The organism is Paraburkholderia sp. J76 (assembly GCF_905220295.1).
Lineage (GTDB): Bacteria > Pseudomonadota > Gammaproteobacteria > Burkholderiales > Burkholderiaceae > Paraburkholderia.
This window is the reverse complement of sequence record NZ_CAJMZJ010000021.1, coordinates 26,048-44,455: the sequence shown is the minus strand read 5'-3', so window position 1 is coordinate 44,455 and position 18,408 is coordinate 26,048. Positions and strand designations below refer to the sequence as shown.

Here is an 18,408-nt window from a genome sequence, read left to right as displayed (position 1 = left end):
CAATTGCGGAATACAACAATGCTCGCAAGCACGAGTAACGACCCTGCTCAGGATGTCCCCGGTCACGCGACACTCACGCCCGCGCAAGCGCGCTTGATCGCGAGAGATGCGTACGTCTACGGCTTTCCGCTCGTCGACAACTATCGCGTTCTTCACACTTATTTCTCGAACTCCGCGCACCCGGAGTTCAAGGCGCCCTGGAACCGGCTTCACAACGAAGCGCGGGTGTACACGCACGAAGACACCGTGTATCCCACGCCGAATTCCGACACCCCGTATTCGCAACTCGGCGCCGATCTTCGCGCCGAGCCGCTCGTCATCACCGTGCCGAAGGTCGACGAGGGCCGCTACTACTCGTTGCAGTTCGTCGATCTGAACACCTTCAATTTCGCGTACGTCGGCAGCCGCGCCACGGGCAACGGCGCGGGGCGATATCTGCTGGCCGGTCCCGCATGGCAGGGCGAAACGCCGCCAGGAATCGACCGCGTGATCCGTTCGGAAACCCAACTGGCGTTCGTGTTCTTTCGCACCCAGTTGTTCGGCCCCGCCGACATCGAAAACGTCAAGGCCGTGCAAGCCGGGTACGCGGTCGAGACCTTGTCCGCGTGGCTCGGCCGGGACGCGCCGCCGGCAGCATCGCCCGATGCATTCAAGGCGCCGCTCGATGCCGACGCGCAACGTCACTCGCTGGCGTTTTTCGATGTCCTGAACCACGTGCTGCAGTACTGCACACCGCATCCCGAAGAGCGCACGCTGCGCGAGCGCTTTGCGCGGCTGGGCATCGGCACGGGCGCGACGTTCGATGCATCCACGCTGCCGCCACAGATTCGCTCGGCGATCGCTGATGGCATGGCCGACGCGTGGAACGATTGTGAGGCCTTGGGCAAGCGCATTGCCGCGGGCACGGTATCGACGGCGGACCTGCTGGGCAGTCGCGAGTTTTTGCAGGGCAACTATCTGTACCGGATGCGTGCCTGCGCCACGGGTCTTTATGGCAACTCGAAGGAAGAGACGCTTTACCCGCCGTACTATCTCGACACGCACGGCGAACCGCTGAACGGCGCCTCGCACCGCTACGTGCTGCGCTACGCGCCCGGGCAGTTGCCGCCAGTGCACGCCTTCTGGTCGTTGACACTGTATGCACTGCCATCGCGGCTGCTGATCGCCAATCCGCTTGGCCGCTATCTCATCAATTCCGCGATGCTGCCCGATCTGAAGCGCGATCCCGATGGCGGTGTGACGATTCACGTGCAGGCCGACTCTCCTGGCGCCGGGCGCGAGTCGAACTGGCTTCCCGCACCGCACGGCCCATTCGTGATCGCGGGACGTCTGTACTGGCCCAGGCCGGAGGCGCTAAACGGTACGTGGAAGGCGCCCGGGCTGCAACGAGCCGAATGAATGGTTGCTCCGGAGACGGCGCCTTGTGGATAAACGGAACCAGTTGCCATGGCGCTTGCACGGTTGGCTCGGCTGTGTTGAACAGCGCACGAGGGTCCGCGCGGCCCGGCGCTCTCATCTGGCGTCAGGCTGATTGGGGCGGCCAGTCTCCGGAGAGCCGATCCCGCGTGGTCGTGAAATCTTCGGATACCTGAACACGTGCACCAGGCGTCGTCGAGCAGCGCGAATTCAGGCACGGACTGGCGAACCCGATGCGCTCAGGCTCATTGCGCGCCCGGCGCGGGGAACACGGCCCTCCAGTCCTGCTTCATACTCACGACAACCCATCCACGCGTGGCAGCTTCATCCCACGCCTTGTCGAGGCTCGCCGATCCAGCATGGCGGTCGTAGGCGAACTCGCGCGCGGCATCGTCGTGATGGAGCAACAGTCCAAGCGAAGGACCGTCACCGCCCGTCACGTATTCGAGCATCTGGCGGTCGCCATCGGAGTTTCCAAATGCGAGGATCGGGCGCCGCCCCATCGCCCGGAAAATACCCACCGGCTTGTTCGCCCCGTCGTCCCAGAAGTCGAAGCCCGGTTCGCGAATCAGCACGGGTTTGCCTTCGCGTACGTCGTATTTCAGTTTCTCTTCGCTACCCACGATATGCTCCGGCGCAACGCCGTAGGCTTTTTCCACCCAGACACGCATGAATTCCGCCGTGCCGCCCGAGACGATCCAGACCGTGAAGCCATTGGCGCGCAACAGGTCGAGCAATTCCAGTTGTGGCTGGTAGACGAGTTCGGTGAAAGGCCGGTTTAGCGTGGGATGCTTCGCGCTCGCGAGCCACGTTCGAATCGACTGGTCGTACGCTTCGGTGGTCATGCCGCTATTGGCCACTTCCAGCAATTGCAGAAGCGCCTTCTCGTTTTTCGCGAGCGCAGCCGTGTCGTGCGCGATCAGCGCCTTGAAGGCTGGATTGCGCTTCCACTCCGGGTGCTGGGGTGCGGCCTTCTTGAGCTGGTCGATCATGAACGCAACCTGGAATGGCACTGGCTGCTCGCTCCAGAGTGTGCCGTCGTTATCGAAGACGGCGATGCGCGCCTCCGGCGGAACATAGCGCGGGCCACCATCCTGAGTAACGTCGGCGATGAACTTGAGGATCGCCGCGCGAGCCGCGCCATCCTGCCAGGAGGGCAGCGCCTCGGCTACCGGCGCTCCTGCTGCAACGGCCTGAGCGGCCTGGGTTGTGGGCGGCGGCGGTTCATGGCTTGCGCAGGCGGAAAGGGCGAGACACGCGCATGCCACAAAAGCGGCAATGCCCTGTCGCACGCTGCGCGCGCCGGAAAGGTGCTGGGCTGGTCGCATCGTGATTCGATCCTCTGTTGACGCGGATATACGCCAATATAACAACGCCCGAACGGTCAGTTACCGCCTGGCATGGGTATGTTGAAGCCGTTCTTCTGGAGTGAATCGCGGATGTACTGGAACCGCTCGTGCTGGCTAAGCGTGATAGGCCACGAGTAAGCCTCGCCCTGCGCCTTGCGCGGCGGATACTGAACGGAGGTCTTCATCCTTTTCGGCCATGCGGTCGAGATTGAGCAGCATACGATTCCCCTGACAATCGTTGAACGGCCGGCGTTGCCTCGTGTTGTGAGCAATAAATATGGCGCGCTCAGTCAGGATTTCGCCACGAGTTGGATAGAGTCGCGTCATGCGCAATTCGTCCCTGTCATGATGACTGGCAACAAGTGTTCTCCGAAACCGCGCCGGATACCATTGGGGTAAGGGGAAAAGCGATTGGCATTTTGGGCGATGCCTTACTAAACACCGCTCAAATCCGGCGACTGTCGTAGCGTGATCGATGATCCTTGGGCGGGGTGGACAGAGCAGCGGCAGGGTGCTGATCCGAAGCAGCCGTTCTTCGGTCCGGGACATTCAGCATAAAAAAGGCACTCAAGGCGATCGCCGCGTTCGGTCGTCGGGCGCTGGTCGGCCAGTTACTGACATTCGCGAACGTCCGTTATCGAGTCGCCTATACCGTGCGGCAAAAACTATTCTGGGCGAGCTACGCTTCGTGGACTAGTCTTTTGCATGCGGGTAGTTGCTTCTCTTCCACACGCTGTCCGTCGGTGCAGCGCTGTAGTCAATGGTTGGAGGTCATGCAATGAACGGCAAAACCCTCTTTACCGGCATCTTATTACTGGCCGGATTCTTCTGCCCCGTATCACCTGCATTTTCTCAGTCATCTCCTCCAGCGTCCGAAACAGCAAAACAAACCAAAGCGCTGGTCGACAGGGCCGCCGCATTGATAGACAGTAAAGGCAAAGCCGCATTTTCCGAGTTCAGAATCAAAGACAGTGAGTGGTTCCATGGCGACACCTATCTCTTTGCTTATGATCTGAACGCAAACGTCCTGTTGAATCCGGCCTTCCCTGCACGGGAAGGGACTAACGTCCACGGCCAGAAAGATACCAACGGCAAGCTGTTTCATGACGCCATGATACAGACGGCTGAAACAACCGGATCGGGCTGGGTTGACTACATGTTCCTCAGACCGGGGCAGACTGAGCCATCGCATAAATGGACCTATGTGAAGGCAGTCAAGATTGACGGGGTTCCAGGCTTGGTGGGTTCGGGCTTCTATTCGAAGTAGGTTCGGGCAGGCGGCGTTCGCCGATGCGGGTCACGTCGAAAGTTGAGCGTCTGCTTTCGGTGCTCGAAATTCACAGATTGAAATTCCGCTTCGGGTCGAAGACAGTCCGCCGCCGCGACCAAAGATCGGCCAACTCCAGACGTCGCTATGTAAATCTCAGCAACCAGACGAATCGTCCAATCTTCGGTCAACGGTCATTGTCATGTATTGCGATGACCTACACGTATTACGATCGCCAGGCGCTGAGCGTGTTCTTATTAAACTTTCTATTCTTCATCACAATGCGCAGATTCTGGTCTGGATTGCCAATCAGGTCGATGATCATCGAGCGGATTGCCGTCTACGGGCAGCAGATCCGCGTACGCACCTTGTTCGAGCATGCCGATTTGCGCGGTTAGGGATTGCGATGACCGGATAGCCTGAGTAGCTCTGCGTTGGTGCTCATTGCCATCTCCAGCGCTTCGGCTGCTGTACCAGCGCTTCAGATGTGTGAACATCTTGCCTTGCCGTGTGGTGAGTTCCCGCGAAGAGATCGGGTCGGCAAAGCTCAACGCGATCAACCCGCGCGCCTACCTGGAATACGTCCTGACCTATATCGCTGATCACAAGATCCCACGCATCGACGAATCGCTGTCCTCGAACGTGGCCGGCAAACTGAAGCCGGTCTCTCCGCCTACACCCTTAACCAGGCAGATCTAAATAGATCTGGATCCTCCGTGATCTATACGGATTCCACCACGCCATCACCATCATGCCTCACGCGCGCGAACGAGGAACTGGCCCAGCCGAGTCGCTTACGTTATATTTCAGTACGCACAGTGAATCTATAAATGTCCTGAGCGGCGCAATCGCGTACGGCCCGTTCATCTGCCACGGAGAAACGGAATGATCGTCGACGTGTTGAATCCACGCATGACCAGGGTGTTGGCAGGTTCCGCGCTGTCGCTGTTCTCGCTCGCTGCGATGGCGGACGACACACTCGGCTTATCCGAGAGCCTGTTTTCGATAGGCTCGCCGGAGGTCAACCAGGCGCCCGGCGCGAACACGAGCCCGTGGCGGTTCGCGGTCGGAGCCGGGGTCGTGAACATGCCGAAATTCCCCGGCGCGAGCGGTACCAAATGGGAAGGGGTGCCGGTGGTGAGCGCCAGTTATGACCGCTTCTTCATTGGGTCCAATCCTGATGCCGCGTCGCTGCTGTCGCTGGGTGCCTATCTCTACCGTGACAGTAACTGGCGTATAGGCGCGGCCGTCACTTACGACTTCATACAGCCGCGTAGCGAATCGGATGACTCCCGGCTGCGCGGACTTGGGGACGTCAAACGGACCGCCCACGCCGAATTGTTCGGCATCTACACCTATGAGTTCATCTCGGCGCGCGCCAGTGTGCTGACAGACATCGCGGGCAACGACCGGGGCACGGTCGCGACATTCGATCTGCTGGGCAAATATCAGCCGATTCCCGCACTCACGCTTACCGCAGGCCCGGGATTGACATGGGCGAGCAGCAAATATAACGAAACCTACTTCGGCGTGACATCGGAACAGAGCGCCCGGTCCGGACTGCCAACCTATTCGGCCGGATCCGGTTTGAACCAGTTACGCTTTTCGGTCAACGGTGCTTACCGGATTACACCGCGTGTGAACGTTGGCGCGAGTGTTTCGTTCGCGTGGCTGCGCGGAGATGCAACCGACAGCCCCATCACCGAGAAGACGAGTCAGATAACGTACGGACTCTTCTTTAACTACCTTTTTTAGGCGATCTGGTCCCATAACCGCGAGCATTGCTTGAATGCATTGCGCATGAATGCAGTGGTTCAGTGAGGTGCCGACGGCCATCGGACCGGGTGCGGGCCAAAACGCGTCATTGGCATCGCTCGACAGGCGACGCTCGAGTGCCCGCTTCAGCCCTCAAAAACGGTGTTTGGTCAATCAGACGCGTGGCGCATGAAGCGTCGGAGCTTTCTGCGCACTCAGGAGCAATTCTTCGGCCAGTGTGAATGCGACTTCTCCGGCCGGCGAAGGTGTTCGTTCCGCAAGCACGACGAGAGCGAGGTCGAGGCCCATGCGTGGTGCGTCCCGAACGGGAACGGGTACCAGTGTCCTGGCTGCGAGTTCGTGGCGCACCGACGCAGCCGTGGCGAATAACAACGCATCGGTTCGCTCGGTAAACGACTTGAGCACGTGCAAGTCGTTGCATTCCAGTTGAAGCGCAACTTTCTCGTGCGAACGAATCTTCAACAGACGTTGTACGGACGTCCGCATGAATGGAGGCAACGGCACCGAGACCAATGGGTAAGCGCGCAACGCATGAACTGACACCACGCCCTGCCGCGTCAGCGGATGTCCTGCGCGAACAAACCATGCGCCCTCGTGGCGCTTCATCGGCTTGATGGCCAGCGCGGCGTTTTCCGGCAGCACACGACGATCCAGCACCAGGAAGTCGACCTCCTCCGCGAGAAGCATCTCCACCATACGGATATCCTGATTGACCGCAATTTTCATCTCAACGGCGGGATGGCGTTTTGCAAACTCCACCAGTAGATCGGGCATCAGGACGGTCGTCGGATAGGGGCCGAGAGCGATGCGCACTTCGCCGGACTCATGCGACTTCAATAATTCCACATCCCGCGAGAGGCAGTTCGCCTCGAACAGCACGCGTCTCGCCCGGTCCACAACCATCTTGCCCGCCGGGGTCACCGCAACCCCTCGTGCCGCACGGTCAAATAGCCTGAGATCCAGTTCCTCCTCTATCGCCTGAATGCTACGGCTAAGCGCCGGCTGAGTCAGGTGGACGCGTTCAGCGGCGCGGGCGAAGCTTAGTTCTTCGGCAAGCGCAACGACATGCGAAAGACGGCGAACACTCAGTTCATGCATAACGCTCGATCTCCATACGGAACCCATTCATAGCGAGTTTAGGGTGTAAACGCCAATGATTCCCCATGCACGTTCTGCAAGCTTGTCATGAAAAGAATGCAATAGCCATCTGGCTGCACAGGACCGAGAATCCGGACGAATCGCTCGCATGACAGCGCCGCGTCAACTGGCACGGCTAGCTGCGACGACGAGCGGCAATACAACAATGGAGACACGCATGCCACCGGCCAACTTCCTTGTCCGCCCCTCGTTCGTTCTGCCCACATCGAAGAGCGGACCCCTTCCGAAATGGATCGCGACGATATTCTGCGCCGCTGGATTGGGACTTTCGCTGTACAGCGGGCCTGCAAGCGCCCTCGCGCCCACGCCGGAACCAGGGATGCAGTACGTACCCGGCAAGTTCGGCGACTGGCGCGAAGAGTACGCGTACGCGGTGGGCATTCAGGCCTATATCTTCGGGTATCCATGGATTTATGCGGCCACGTTGCGTCACCAGTGGATCACGCAATACGTGAACGACGATACGGCCCACATGGCGATCAATCAGTTCTGGACGACCCCGCGGCTTGTAACGGCGAAATGGCGTGATGGCGGCACGCCGAACAATGACACGCTCTACTCGATTGCCTGGGTCGATCTTGGCAAGGAGCCCCTGATCCTCAGCGTCCCGGACACAGGCGACCGCTATTACACGATCCAGTTGACCGGCATGGACTCCGACGACTTCGCAAGCGTCGGTGAGCGCAACACCGGCAACCACGCTGCGAATTACGCCATCGTCGGTCCGGACTGGAAGGGCGTGCTGCCCAAGGGGGTCAAGGCGCTAGCGCCGTCTCCAACCCGCTGGGCGTTGATATGGGGACGCACGCTCGTTGCAGGCGATCAGGATATGCCAGCCGCGCAGGCAATTGCGCATCAATACAGGCTGACGCCACTCTCGCTCTGGGGCAAGAAGAACGCCGTCACGCCAGAAAGTCATGACGTTTGGGCGCCGTCCGATCCTGCGGTTGATCCGCTCGCCCATTGGAAGACCATGAACCGCGCCATGACTGAAAATCCGCCTTCTTCGCGCGACGCACTGCTGCTGAAGACATTCGCCACGATCGGAATTGGCCCGGGAATGGACGTCGACAAGATGGATGACGCAACGAAGCGAGGCCTTGCACGGGCAGCGAAAGAAGGGTGGCTGATTCTCAACGGCACGTCTGCGACGGCGTATCACATGAAGAGCCTCGGTAACGGCTGGCGCTATTCGCCAACGACCTTCGGGAAGACCACGGCCGCCGATGATTTTCTCGTACGCGGCGGCCTGCAAAGCCTGATCGGCATTATCGCCAACGATCCTGCCGAAGCCATCTATCTGAACGCCCGTACCGATGTGGCAGGAAACCCGCTGAGCGGCGACAAACGTTATGTCATGCACTTCGGCCCCGGTCAGTATCCGGACTGCAAGGCATTCTGGTCGATCACGATGTACGGCTACGACCGCAACTTTATCGACAACCCGATCAACCGTTACTCCCTTGGCGACCGGTCGCAAGGCATGAAAAAAGATCCCGATGGCGGCTTGACGCTCTATATTCAGGCCGATTCTCCGGGTCAAGACAAGGAAGGCAACTGGCTGCCTTCGCGCCACGGTACGCCCTTCTATTTGCTAATGCGCACCTACATCCCGGGCGAGGCTTTGCTCGACCAGCGCTATGTACCTCCCGACGTGACCGAGGCAACGCGCTGAAGCGAGCGTAGCCGTTGAAATACGGCGAATCACCATCCACGCAACCCTGTGAACTCGTATTGCTCCGTCATGAGTCTCGTCTCGGCGCAACGCTACGCACCGAGACAGTCCGAATCCGACAACAACCGTTTTTCCCGATGTGACATTTCCATAACGACAAAGAGGAAGCATCAATGCGCGTTTGTAGACATGGTGTGTGCGGCATTGCGCTTGCACTGGCGGCGGGTACCGCGTCGGCAGGTGAATCCAGCGTCACGCTGTATGGGGTTGCGGATACGTACCTGCAGTACCTGGACAACGGCGGCCAGCACACGATTGCAGAAAAAAGCGGCGGCTCAACCGGTTCACTAATCGGTCTAAAAGGCAGTGAGGATCTTGGAGGAGGCCTAACTGCGCAATTCAATGTCGAGACAGGATTCAATCTCAACAATGGATCGCTCTTTGCCGACACCACCAACCTGTTCTACCGGCAAGCCTGGGTTGGGATCAAGGACGAAAAGCTAGGATCGCTGACTTTTGGTCGACAGTATGACGTGAGCTTCCGCGTCGTCTACCCGACGGATCCATTTGCCATCAACGAGGCGCTGTCGCCTTTCTCTGCGATGGTTCTGACGCCGGACCGGAATTCGCTATCGAATCAGTATGATCCGGGACGCCTGAGCAACTCGGTTCTCTACCAGACGCCCAGTTTCGTGGGCTTGCGAGCATATGCAATGTACGGCTTCGCGGCGACGGTGACACAGCCGGTGGCCGCGACAACGGGCAACGCACTGAACGTCGGAATTAACTATAGCGGTGCCGGTTTGTACGCGGGGTTCGCTTACATGAACCAGCACCCCGGCACGGAGACGATCACGACGCTGCCCGCGCCTCTGTCCTTACTGAGCACCGAGCATTTTATTGGCGCGTTCGCCTACAGGTTCGGATTCGTGAATCTGCAGTTTAACTATTCTTATCAACGCGCGAGCAGCCCGTCTGCACATTCGCTAGCGGCCGTGCTGGGCACTGCACACTCCCTCAGCATCGCGGAGCTTGGTGCCACGATCCAGGCCAGCTCGGCCGACAGCATCGAACTAGCGGCGCTCTACCGGAATGTGCGCGGCGCTCACGACAACACACCGGGTTTTGAAGCCGGCATCGATCACTTCATTTCAAAGCGCACGAGCCTCTACGCTCGAGTCGGCTATTTCAAGAACAATGGCACGGCTACCGTCAGTTGGCCGGGCGTCAGCGTTTCCGAAATGGCCACGAATCAGTTCATGACTGCCATTGGCATGACCCACCGGTTCTGATTCTCAAACGATCTACCGGCCGCGAAACGGCTGCGCTATGCACAGCGTAGCCGCCGCATGGCACTGCGCGCAGGTTGGCGTGATGTACACAGTGCAGCCGATCGCCATCTACACGGAGCCACTGGCCGACCGACTCGACGTTTCCGCTGCCACGACTTCACGATTCGACCGATCATTACCTATGACACGGCGATGGGTGCGACGCCCCAATTCCACAGGCTTTCTGAACTTCACGATAAATCGATCTGTGTGGTACCGGACGCCGCGCGCGAAGATGCTCGATGTCCCCGGATCATCAGGACTCCGTAGAACGTCGTTTTCTCCCGCGTATTCAAACCCCGCGGCCTCGACTTCCCGTCGCACCAACGCGGGATCGATGCGATGCAGTGCATTGGCGTCCTCCGTCAACGTACCGGGCCGCGCGCAGTGATCGACGATCACGTAGTGGCCGCCCGGTTTCAACGCGCGAAAAGCCGCGTCGTTGAATGAGCGAACGTCGACAGGACCCATCATCGGCGTGTGGAGATCGTGGTAGTTCTGGCCGATGAAAAACACGTCGATCGGCTCCGTCGGTGCGCCGGCCTCCGCCGCACTGCCCGCCAGCACCGTGACATTGCAGCGGTCGCGCGCGAACTGCTCGACCTCCTGCCGACCCGCCTCGATGCGCTCGATCTTTGTCAGCTCAGCGGGAATCGCCGCGAACACGCGTCCGCTGTCGCCGACCAGCGACGCGAACAGGCGCGTGAAATAGCCGCGAAACGGCAGAAAGTCGAGCACTTGATCGCCGGGCCCGATGTCGATGAAGCCAAGCACTTCGGCGGCGCTGTCACGCTCATCGCGGGCGCGATCGCGGCGAGGCCGGGTCCTGTCGGCCAGCGCCGCTTCGATCCGTTCATCGGTCGGGCGAATCATGGTCGTGTGCGCCACGGCTCAAACCGCTGCAACGCAGTCGATCTCGATGTCGAAACGTCCGGGCCACGCGGGCACGTTGATGAAGATCCGTGCCGGCGGCTGCGGACCGAAGAATCGCGCATAGATCTCGTTGACGATCGAAAACTTTTCGACCGACGTGCAGTAGACGTTGCACTTGAGGACCTGATCGAGCGACGATCCGCCGGTTTCGACGCAAAGCTTCAGTTGCTCAAGTACGCGTTGAGTTTGCTCTTCGATCGGCGCATCGAGCACTTCGCCGGTCTGTGGATCGAACGGCGGCAAGCCGGACACGTAAAGCGTATTGCCATGACGCGTGGCGACCGAGGTCGGCGCCTTCCAGCGCTCCAGCCAACTGGATAGCGGTTCGACACGGATGATTTCGCGAGGCATTTGTGGCTCCTTGAGTGCAAGACGATCAATGAATAGCCGCCATCACGCGGCGCCAGCGAACAGGGCATTGAGATCGGGGCCCGACGCGGCACCGGCGAAGCCGTCGAAGCGCCCCTCGGACAGTGCCTGCGCGGCGCGCATGAAGCTGCCCCAAGCCGCCCGCGCGAGCGCTCCGCCTACGCTTACGCGCCGCACGCCCAGTGCCGCCAGCTCCTGCAACGTCAGGGCCGGATTACCGCCGATCAGCACGTTCACCGGTTTGGGCGCCACTGCGGCGACGACGGCAGCGATCTCCTCGCGTGTCCGGATGCCGGGCGCGTACAGGCAATCCGCGCCCGCAGCCGCGTACGCCTGCAGGCGCGCGAGGGTGTCGTTCAGGTCGGGCACGCCAACGAAAAAGTTTTCCGCGCGACCGACAAGCACCGTATCGCCGCCGCTTTCGTCAATCGCTCGCCGCGCCGCAGCGAGCCGCGCCACGGCGGTCTCGACCGGCAACAACGGCGCGGCCGCATCGCCGGTCGCGTCCTCGATCGAGAGACCCGCCACGCCGGTCGCGACCGCGAGTTTTACGCTCTCGGCAACTGCGGCCGGATCGTCGCCGAAGCCGCTTTCGAAGTCCGCATTGACCGGCAGATCGGTAGCCTCGACCATTGCGCGCAGGTGCGCGAGGATGTCGTCGCGACTCACCTGATTGTCGGCGCGGCCGGTCGACCACGCGTATCCCGAACTCGTGGTCGCGATGGCCTGAAAGCCGAGGCTTGCGAGATAGCGCGCGCTACCCGCGTCCCAGGGGTTAGGCAGCGTGAAACAACCGGTTTCGTGCATGGCGCGAAATGCTGCGCGCTTTTCAGCCGTGGTGCGTGGCATGGCAGAACTCCAGAAAAGGACGAAGCCCCTGCGGGCTTCCCAACGCGCTCAGGCAATTTCCGTCTCGACCACCGGGAAATCGATCTCCGTGTCGAAAACGTTATTGATGAAATTCGTCAGCATGAACTGTGCGCTCAACGCAATGATCTCGACGATATTGGCATCGCTGTAGCCGGCGGCGCGCACTGCGTCAAGGTCGCCCGTCGTCACCTTGCCGCGCGTTTCCATCAGCTTGCGTGCGAACGCCACAGCGGCTGCCACGCGAGGCTCGTCCGACTCGCCCAGTCTGTTGCGGCGGATTTCGTCACTGGAAAGGCCGGCGAACTGGCTGGCTACGTAGCTGTGGGCACTGAGGCAATACTGGCAGCCGTTGACCTGCGAAACGGCGAGTGCAATGCCGTCGCGCGTCCTGATGTCCAGTGTTTTGGCAAGCGCGCCCTGCAGCCCGGCCCAGCCATTCAGTGCCTGTGGGCTTTGCGCCATGATGCGAAAGAGGTTCGGCGTGAGTTTGAGTTGGCGCGACACGGCGTCGACGACAGCCTTGGACCCGGCGGGGATATCGTGCGGAATGGCGATACGGCTCATGGTAGTGCTCCCTGGATTCGGTTCGAACTGCGGTTGATCGCTGCGGGAACAGACGTTCCTGCATTGAGATGCAGTCTAGGAGCGATCGCCGTGCACGGGATCCGGCAAACGTGCGCGAGAGTCCGGCGACGGCGCTGCGTCAGCGGCGCGAGTGAGTCAGGACGAAGGGAGTGCGGCCCGATACTCGGCGGGCGCCGCGCCATAGATTTCACGGAAGGCGCGTATGAAGGCGCCGCGGCTCGCGTAGCCGGCGTTGCGCGCCACCTGGTCGAGCGGGAGATCGCCTGCGCGAAGCTGGACGGCGGCCTGACGCATCCGGATGTCGCGAAGCACCTGCATCGGCGCCTGGCCGAGGGCCGTGGAGAAGCGCGCCATGAACGCGGAACGGCTCAGACACGCGATCTGCGCAAGACTCTCGACCGTGTGAGGCGCGGAAGGCCGTGCGGTCATGTCGGCGAACGCGCGCGCAATCTGCGGATCGCGGAGCAGCGCGAAGCGTTCCATCCACAGCGCGCTGGTTTTCAGCGAGCGACGCACCAGCGCGACGATCACCTGTTTGAGCAGCGCGCCCGACATGGCGCCGGCGCCGATTTCCTGCGCGATGAGTTCGTCGAAGGCGGTGCGCAGGTAGACGTCGAGCCGGTCGGACGGATCGAATTGCTCGACGATCGGCGTCGATAGTGTTTCGAAGAGATTGATCGAGGCGCCGAAAACTGCGTTGAAGTAACCGCAGATCATCACGGTCATGGGCTCCGTCGATCCAGCGCGGAACCGGTTGATCGAATCGACGACCCGCTTGTGCTCGCGGCCGGACACGACGACCGGCGCGATCCCCGCCTGGTTCGCGGGCACTTCCAGCTTCAGCGGATGACGCGGTGGGACGATCAGCAGCGTGTGCGGCGCAAGGGGTACCGCGTCGGCGCCTGCGATATGCAGAAGCCCTCTGCCGGAAAGGATGTAGTGAATGCCCGGAGCCTCGTTACCGTCGAGTTCGAGCACGAACCCTTCGCTGACAAGGCACTCGGACAGGCCCAGTACGCGAATCTCGAGCAGCGCGATGAGTTCGTCGAGATGCGCCGTGGAAATGCGCGGAGAAGGCGTTGGGAGGGACATTCGTTCGGAAGTCCGCGGCAATGCGGACCCAATCTGGAACGCGATGACGGATTGTCGCACGACTACCGCGTGGAGCGACCGGGACCACGCGCTCCCAATCATGCTGCGTATTCCACTGGGTGCTGGCAGTATATTTGCTACCGATTGTCCTAACTCCGCGCCCTTTCGGACTTTTCATGCCGAGACCGTCGTTTTCCACCCAACTCTACGTGCTCTGGATTCTCGTCGCCATCCTGTGCAGCCTGCTAACGGGTGTCGTGTGGCTGGTGCTGTCGTCGGCGCTCGGGGAACGCGTCACGGTCGCGAAACAGCAGGCGGCCGCAACCTGCATGGCGGTCGCGTCGCGTTACGACCTGTCGATGCAGCGGCCGGGTGAAGCCAACGTCGATCTCATGCATGCCGTGCTCGACCTCGTGCTGGTCCGTACTGAGGGCATCGAAGGCGGCTTCTGGACGCCTGCGCCCGCGCCTGGCGCACCGAATGGATTTCTCGCCTACGCTTTTCCTACGTACGAAGGAAGCGGCGTGAAACGCGACGTCCCCGAAGCCGAGACACCGCTCATTCTTCGCACGCTTCGAAACGTTGCCGGGACTGGGCAGACGCGCGCCGACGTCGTGGCCAGCGGCGCGGATGCGGTGATCGCCGTCGCGTGCCCGGTTCCGCATCATGCCGGCCTGCTCGCCTGGATGCTCACCCGCGCGCGCCCGCCGCTCGGGCCGTATGGGGAGCGCGCCGCGTCCTTTCTTGCAGGCGTGCTCGCGATCATCGTGGCGCTGGCCCTGCTGCTCGCGCTGGCGCTCAGGCGCTGGAAGCGCAACCTCACGCGGCTCGAACAGGCGCTCGCGCCGGACGGCAAACTGGAGCAGGGCGAGCGCCTCGAGCGACTCGGCGAACCCGATCTGGATCACATCGTCGATGCACTCAACCGCTATGTCGAACGCGCGGAGAGCCTGCAGTGCGAGGCGAGCGAACTGGGCGCGAAGCTCGGGCAGGCGGAACGCTTCGGCGCGCTGGGCAAGATGGCCGCGCAGATGGCGCACGAGATCCGCAATCCGGTGGGCGCCATGCGGCTCAAGGCTGAAAACGCGCTCGCGGCCGACGACGCCCGGCGCATATCGGCGTTGAAGGTCATCATCGAGCAGGTGGGGCGCATCGAAACGCAGCTCACGAGCCTGCTCGCGCTCACGCAGCCTGTTACCGTCCGCGCGCAGGAAGTCGAGCTGCGCGCGTGGCTCGCCGAACGGGTTCACAGCCACGAAGCGCGTGCGGAAAGCCGGAAGATATCGTTGCGGGCGGAAGTCGAAACCCCCGCGCCGCCGCCCGTCTTCGATGCCGAGCAGGTGGCGCGCGCGCTGGACAACCTAATGATCAATGCGCTGCGGCATGCGCCGGCCGGCGGCCACGTCACCGTACGGGCGCGCGCCTTAACGGACGACGGTGGCGAGCGGCGGCTGCGGCTCGAAGTCATCGACGACGGGCCCGGCGTGTGTGCGGCGGAGCGCGAGCGCATCTTCGAGCCGTTCGTGACAGGCCGACCCGACGGCTCGGGTCTCGGCCTTGCCGTGGTGCGCGAGATCGCATCGGCGCATGGCGGCCGCGCGTGGCTCGCGCAAGATTCGGAGTTGACCTGCTTTGTAATCGAATTGCCATGGCGACCATCCTGATCATCGACGACGACGAAGCCTTCCGCGACGGCCTCGCGGAAACCGTGCAGGACCTTGGGCATACCGCCCTCGAGGCACGCTCGCGTGAAGAGGCGTTTGTACGTTTGCGCGAGGCGCCGCCGCCCGACTGCGTCTTTCTCGACTTCCGGCTGCCGGACGCGGATGGCCTATCGGTGCTCGAAGCACTGCGCGCCACGGACGGTCTCCAGCAGATACCCGTGGTGATGCTGACCGCGTACGCGACCAGCGACAACACGATCGGCGCGATGCGGCTAGGCGCCTTCGAGCATTTGACGAAGCCGGTCGGCCGCGACGAGATCGCGGCGCTCCTCGCGCGCATCCTCGCGACGCGCGCCGATACGGTCGCTGCGCCAACGAGCCGCCCGTTCGCGAATGAAACACCGTCGAGCGAGCCGCAGTTGCTTGGCATCAGCGAAGCCATGCGCGACGTGCAGAAGCGCCTTGGCCGTGCAGCGGGCACGAACGCGACGGTGCTGATCACCGGCGAGACGGGCACCGGCAAGGAAGTGGCGGCGCGCGTGCTGCATCGCGCGTCGCCGCGCGCCGGCGGCCCGTTCATCGCCGTGAACTGCGCGGCGATTCCCGAAGACCTGCTCGAGAGCGAGCTTTTCGGTCACGGCAAGGGCGCGTTCACCGGCGCCCATGTGGAGCGGCGCGGCCGGTTCGAAGAGGCGCACGGCGGCACGCTCTTTCTCGACGAGATCGGCGACATGCCGCTCGCCATGCAGGCGAAGCTGCTTCGCGTGCTGCAGGAGCGGCAGATCACGCCGCTCGGCACCAGCCGGACGGTCGCGGTCGATGTGCGCATCGTGGCCGCGACGCATCGCGATCTGCCGGCCATGGTCGCGGCGGGCGCCTTCCGGCAGGACCTGTCGTATCGGCTCAACGTGATTCCGCTGCACCTGCCGCCCCTGCGCGAGCGCGTGGCGGACATCCTCCCGCTCGCGGAGCACTTTCTCGCGAGCGTGGCAGCCGCGCCAGAGTCAGCGCGCAAGCATCTTTCCGCCGATGCCCAGCGGCTGCTCGCCAGCTTCACCTGGCCCGGCAACGTGCGCGAACTGGCCAACGCGATCGAACGCGCGAGCGCGCTTGCCCCGGCTACCCTGCTCACGCGCGAAGACTTCGCGTTTCTGTTCGATCCGGCCTCGAACGCCGCCGACACGATTCCCCCGCGTCTCATCGACCTTCCGCTGCACGACGCGCTCGCACAGCTCGAGCGCGCACTGGTTGCCCGGGCCCTCGCGCTCGCCGGCGGCAATCGCGCTGAAGCCGCACGCCGCCTCGGCATCAGCCGCCAGTCGCTCTATACGCGTCTGGCGAGTCTCGGCCTGTCCGACCCCGACGCCTGACGACGCGCCTCTGTCAATCAACCGGACGGCACCTGTCCGGTTGATTGACACTGCGGGCCAGCTTCATCGCTCTGATCCCCACCCGCACGGCGCTTCCGGGCGATGGCACAGGCCTTGCAAAAGAGGCCATGCCAGCTAAAGGAGTGGACCATGCAAGCGAACCTGAAATATCCATGCCGAGGGGTTGCAGCACTCGCGTTGAACGTCATGAGCCTCGCGGCGTTCACTTTGGCGAGCATCGGATGTGCGGCGCAAACCCAACCCGAGCCGCCATCCGGCATCGCCGCCGTGGCGCCGCCCCCGCCATCAGCCATCGCCCCCGCACCGCTTGCCGATGCCGGCGCTGCCCTTATCGCGCAGGTTGTCGTCGCCCGCTTTCTCACCAACCCCGATGGCGACGTCGACGGCTTTCTGACGAGCGACGGCATGCTCGTGCATTTCCCGCCGCACATGGGCCCGCAGCTCACTGCCATGGTTCGTCCGGGCGACCACGTGCAGGTGAGCGGATGGCGCGGCCCAGGCGGCAATCTCGCGGCGCAGCGGATCGCCGACACACGCAGCGGCCAGCAGCTAGTCGATCAGCCGCCTGCGGGCCCGCCGCCATTGCCGCCTGAGTTGCGGGCCGCTGCGCTGTCGCGTCTGAGCGTGCAGGGGCAGGTGGCTCACGTGACGACTGCACCGCGCGGCGAGCCGGACGGCGTGATTCTGGCCGACGGCACCGTCATCAAGCTCACGCCGCCGATCGCCCAGCAGTTTCCGGCGCTTTTGCAAACGGGCGCGAACGTTTCGGCGCAAGGCTACGGCACCCGCAACCAGTACGGCACGGCACTGCAGGCGACGGCGTTCGGGTCGCCCGGCAACCTGACGCAGCTCTACGATCGCCAGCCCCCCGCTCCCTGAGCCTGGGCCGGCTTCACCCGGCATGGCCAACATTGAAAGAGGACTAACAACATGCATTGGATCGATCCCGACAGCCTTCCCGAAACACGCGGCACGGTGAGTCGTTTTCTGTTGAACCCGCACGGCGAACTGGACGGCCTCGTGCTCGGCTCGCGTCGACTGCGGCAGGTTCACTTTCCGCCTCACCTGTCGCCGCAGGTCGTACGGCTGGTCGCTGTGGGCGACGAGGTCCGCATACGCGGCGTGAAGCCGCGCGGCGCAGACATGATCGCAGCGGTCTCCATCACCACGAAGAGCGGCAAGGCGATTCTCGACGAAGGCCCGCAGGGCCCCGGCGAGCATCGCCAACGGCCAGAGGTGGAGCGCGAGCCGATGCAGGCGAGCGGTGAAGTGCTGCTGTCGCTGTTCGGTCCGAAGGGCGAACTGCGCGGCGCGCTGCTGGACGACGGCACGTCGTTGCGCATGGCGCCTCATGCCGCGGCCGAACTCGCGTCGTATCTCGCGCCGGGGTTCCATGTCCAGGCATGGGGGGCAGGTATCAGGAACCGGCACGGGCGCACCATCGACGTGGATGAGATCGCCGAACTGATCGACATGTGACTCGCCGCCTCAAGCCCTGGCGCCCATCAAGAACGGCCACGCACGGTGATCGA

18 protein-coding genes and 1 pseudogene are annotated in these 18,408 nt (G+C 62.6%); 11 read left to right on the top strand and 8 right to left on the bottom strand.

Translation table 11 applies throughout. From position 1 onward, the window contains the following. Positions 1-18 precede the first annotated feature (18 nt). A complete protein-coding gene (locus tag U5768_RS29625) occupies positions 19-1,398 on the top strand; it encodes a DUF1254 domain-containing protein (protein ID WP_322033876.1) in 1,380 nt (459 codons plus the stop codon). 263 nt (positions 1,399-1,661) lie between these two features. On the opposite strand, the gene U5768_RS29620 is transcribed toward U5768_RS29625, so the two are convergent. Together U5768_RS29620 and U5768_RS29615 are read right to left on the bottom strand one after the other, a co-directional pair. After that, complete coding sequence (locus U5768_RS29620; protein ID WP_322033875.1) at positions 1,662-2,744, bottom strand: HAD family hydrolase; 1,083 nt, start codon at positions 2,742-2,744, stop codon at positions 1,662-1,664. A 56-nt stretch (positions 2,745-2,800) separates the two neighbouring features. Then, positions 2,801-2,950 (bottom strand): hypothetical protein, encoded by a 150-nt coding sequence (locus U5768_RS29615; RefSeq protein WP_322033874.1) that lies wholly within the window; start codon positions 2,948-2,950, stop codon positions 2,801-2,803. Positions 2,951-3,543: 593 nt separating this feature from the next. Between U5768_RS29615 and U5768_RS29610 the strand changes: the two genes are divergently transcribed. From U5768_RS29610 to U5768_RS29595, 4 genes and pseudogenes are all read left to right on the top strand, one after another. Next, entirely contained in the window at positions 3,544-4,032 is a 489-nt protein-coding gene (locus U5768_RS29610) for a cache domain-containing protein (protein ID WP_322033873.1), read from the top strand. Positions 4,033-4,055: 23 nt separating this feature from the next. Beyond that, positions 4,056-4,430 (top strand): hypothetical protein, encoded by a 375-nt coding sequence (locus U5768_RS29605; RefSeq protein WP_322033872.1) that lies wholly within the window; start codon positions 4,056-4,058, stop codon positions 4,428-4,430. Between the two features lie 133 nt (positions 4,431-4,563). Continuing rightward, positions 4,564-4,731, top strand: a pseudogene (locus tag U5768_RS29600) (transposase domain-containing protein); the annotation flags it as partial. Between the two features lie 186 nt (positions 4,732-4,917). Next, positions 4,918-5,787 carry a MipA/OmpV family protein gene (locus tag U5768_RS29595; protein WP_322033871.1) on the top strand — a complete coding sequence of 290 codons (870 nt, stop codon included), beginning with the start codon at positions 4,918-4,920 and terminating at the stop codon, positions 5,785-5,787. A gap of 174 nt (positions 5,788-5,961) precedes the next feature. Here U5768_RS29595 and U5768_RS29590 read toward each other — a convergent pair whose 3' ends face one another. Further along, a complete protein-coding gene (locus U5768_RS29590) occupies positions 5,962-6,906 on the bottom strand; it encodes a LysR family transcriptional regulator (RefSeq protein WP_322033870.1) in 945 nt (314 codons plus the stop codon). 217 nt (positions 6,907-7,123) lie between these two features. On the opposite strand from U5768_RS29590, the gene U5768_RS29585 reads away from it, so the two are divergent. Next, positions 7,124-8,641, top strand: coding sequence for a DUF1254 domain-containing protein (locus U5768_RS29585; protein WP_322033869.1), 1,518 nt, complete (start codon positions 7,124-7,126; stop codon positions 8,639-8,641). Positions 8,642-8,814: 173 nt separating this feature from the next. Next, a complete protein-coding gene (locus tag U5768_RS29580; RefSeq protein WP_322033868.1) occupies positions 8,815-9,933 on the top strand; it encodes a porin in 1,119 nt (372 codons plus the stop codon). 108 nt (positions 9,934-10,041) lie between these two features. Here the strand turns inward: U5768_RS29580 and U5768_RS29575 are convergent, their stop codons facing one another. The 5 genes from U5768_RS29575 to U5768_RS29555 all read right to left on the bottom strand — a co-directional run bounded on the left by U5768_RS29575 (position 10,042) and on the right by U5768_RS29555 (position 13,821). Next, on the bottom strand, positions 10,042-10,845 hold the full coding sequence (locus tag U5768_RS29575) for a hypothetical protein (RefSeq protein WP_322033867.1): 804 nt from the start codon (positions 10,843-10,845) through the stop codon (positions 10,042-10,044). A gap of 18 nt (positions 10,846-10,863) precedes the next feature. Continuing rightward, positions 10,864-11,256, bottom strand: a complete 393-nt coding sequence (locus U5768_RS29570; RefSeq protein ID WP_322033866.1) for a RidA family protein — start codon at positions 11,254-11,256, stop codon at positions 10,864-10,866. Positions 11,257-11,298: 42 nt separating this feature from the next. After that, positions 11,299-12,123, bottom strand: a complete 825-nt coding sequence (locus U5768_RS29565) for an isocitrate lyase/phosphoenolpyruvate mutase family protein (RefSeq protein WP_322033865.1) — start codon at positions 12,121-12,123, stop codon at positions 11,299-11,301. Between the two features lie 48 nt (positions 12,124-12,171). Next, a complete protein-coding gene (locus U5768_RS29560; RefSeq protein WP_322033864.1) occupies positions 12,172-12,708 on the bottom strand; it encodes a peroxidase-related enzyme in 537 nt (178 codons plus the stop codon). 156 nt (positions 12,709-12,864) lie between these two features. Beyond that, a complete protein-coding gene (locus U5768_RS29555) occupies positions 12,865-13,821 on the bottom strand; it encodes a helix-turn-helix transcriptional regulator (protein ID WP_322033863.1) in 957 nt (318 codons plus the stop codon). A 176-nt stretch (positions 13,822-13,997) separates the two neighbouring features. Here U5768_RS29555 and U5768_RS29550 point away from each other — a divergent pair, with 176 nt between their 5' ends. The 4 genes from U5768_RS29550 (at position 13,998) to U5768_RS29535 (ending at position 18,355) form a co-directional block, all read left to right on the top strand. Continuing rightward, positions 13,998-15,485 carry a HAMP domain-containing sensor histidine kinase gene (locus U5768_RS29550; protein ID WP_322033862.1) on the top strand — a complete coding sequence of 496 codons (1,488 nt, stop codon included), beginning with the start codon at positions 13,998-14,000 and terminating at the stop codon, positions 15,483-15,485. Further along, complete coding sequence (locus tag U5768_RS29545) at positions 15,470-16,855, top strand: sigma-54 dependent transcriptional regulator (protein WP_322033861.1); 1,386 nt, start codon at positions 15,470-15,472, stop codon at positions 16,853-16,855. The genes U5768_RS29550 and U5768_RS29545 overlap by 16 nt, the downstream gene beginning before the upstream one ends. A 150-nt stretch (positions 16,856-17,005) precedes the next feature. Next, entirely contained in the window at positions 17,006-17,755 is a 750-nt protein-coding gene (locus U5768_RS29540; protein WP_322033860.1) for a hypothetical protein, read from the top strand. A gap of 51 nt (positions 17,756-17,806) precedes the next feature. Then, complete coding sequence (locus tag U5768_RS29535) at positions 17,807-18,355, top strand: hypothetical protein (protein WP_322033859.1); 549 nt, start codon at positions 17,807-17,809, stop codon at positions 18,353-18,355. Positions 18,356-18,408: the final 53 nt, after the last annotated feature.

Excerpts from the sequence above, each read along its gene's own strand:
- U5768_RS29615 (WP_322033874.1), bottom strand. The coding sequence starts at position 2,950 with ATGAAGACCTCCGTTCAGTATCCGCCGCGCAAGGCGCAGGGCGAGGCT.
- U5768_RS29555 (WP_322033863.1), bottom strand. The coding sequence starts at position 13,821 with ATGTCCCTCCCAACGCCTTCTCCGCGCATTTCCACGGCGCATCTCGAC.
- U5768_RS29560 (WP_322033864.1), bottom strand. The coding sequence starts at position 12,708 with ATGAGCCGTATCGCCATTCCGCACGATATCCCCGCCGGGTCCAAGGCT.
- U5768_RS29565 (WP_322033865.1), bottom strand. The coding sequence starts at position 12,123 with ATGCCACGCACCACGGCTGAAAAGCGCGCAGCATTTCGCGCCATGCAC.
- U5768_RS29540 (WP_322033860.1), top strand. The coding sequence starts at position 17,006 with ATGCAAGCGAACCTGAAATATCCATGCCGAGGGGTTGCAGCACTCGCG.
- U5768_RS29625 (WP_322033876.1), top strand. The coding sequence starts at position 19 with ATGCTCGCAAGCACGAGTAACGACCCTGCTCAGGATGTCCCCGGTCAC.
- U5768_RS29585 (WP_322033869.1), top strand. The coding sequence starts at position 7,124 with ATGCCACCGGCCAACTTCCTTGTCCGCCCCTCGTTCGTTCTGCCCACA.
- U5768_RS29620 (WP_322033875.1), bottom strand. The coding sequence starts at position 2,744 with ATGCGACCAGCCCAGCACCTTTCCGGCGCGCGCAGCGTGCGACAGGGC.
- U5768_RS29575 (WP_322033867.1), bottom strand. The coding sequence starts at position 10,845 with ATGATTCGCCCGACCGATGAACGGATCGAAGCGGCGCTGGCCGACAGG.
- U5768_RS29605 (WP_322033872.1), top strand. The coding sequence starts at position 4,056 with ATGCGGGTCACGTCGAAAGTTGAGCGTCTGCTTTCGGTGCTCGAAATT.
- U5768_RS29535 (WP_322033859.1), top strand. The coding sequence starts at position 17,807 with ATGCATTGGATCGATCCCGACAGCCTTCCCGAAACACGCGGCACGGTG.
- U5768_RS29595 (WP_322033871.1), top strand. The coding sequence starts at position 4,918 with ATGATCGTCGACGTGTTGAATCCACGCATGACCAGGGTGTTGGCAGGT.
- U5768_RS29545 (WP_322033861.1), top strand. The coding sequence starts at position 15,470 with ATGGCGACCATCCTGATCATCGACGACGACGAAGCCTTCCGCGACGGC.
- U5768_RS29610 (WP_322033873.1), top strand. The coding sequence starts at position 3,544 with ATGAACGGCAAAACCCTCTTTACCGGCATCTTATTACTGGCCGGATTC.
- U5768_RS29580 (WP_322033868.1), top strand. The coding sequence starts at position 8,815 with ATGCGCGTTTGTAGACATGGTGTGTGCGGCATTGCGCTTGCACTGGCG.
- U5768_RS29550 (WP_322033862.1), top strand. The coding sequence starts at position 13,998 with ATGCCGAGACCGTCGTTTTCCACCCAACTCTACGTGCTCTGGATTCTC.
- U5768_RS29590 (WP_322033870.1), bottom strand. The coding sequence starts at position 6,906 with ATGCATGAACTGAGTGTTCGCCGTCTTTCGCATGTCGTTGCGCTTGCC.
- U5768_RS29570 (WP_322033866.1), bottom strand. The coding sequence starts at position 11,256 with ATGCCTCGCGAAATCATCCGTGTCGAACCGCTATCCAGTTGGCTGGAG.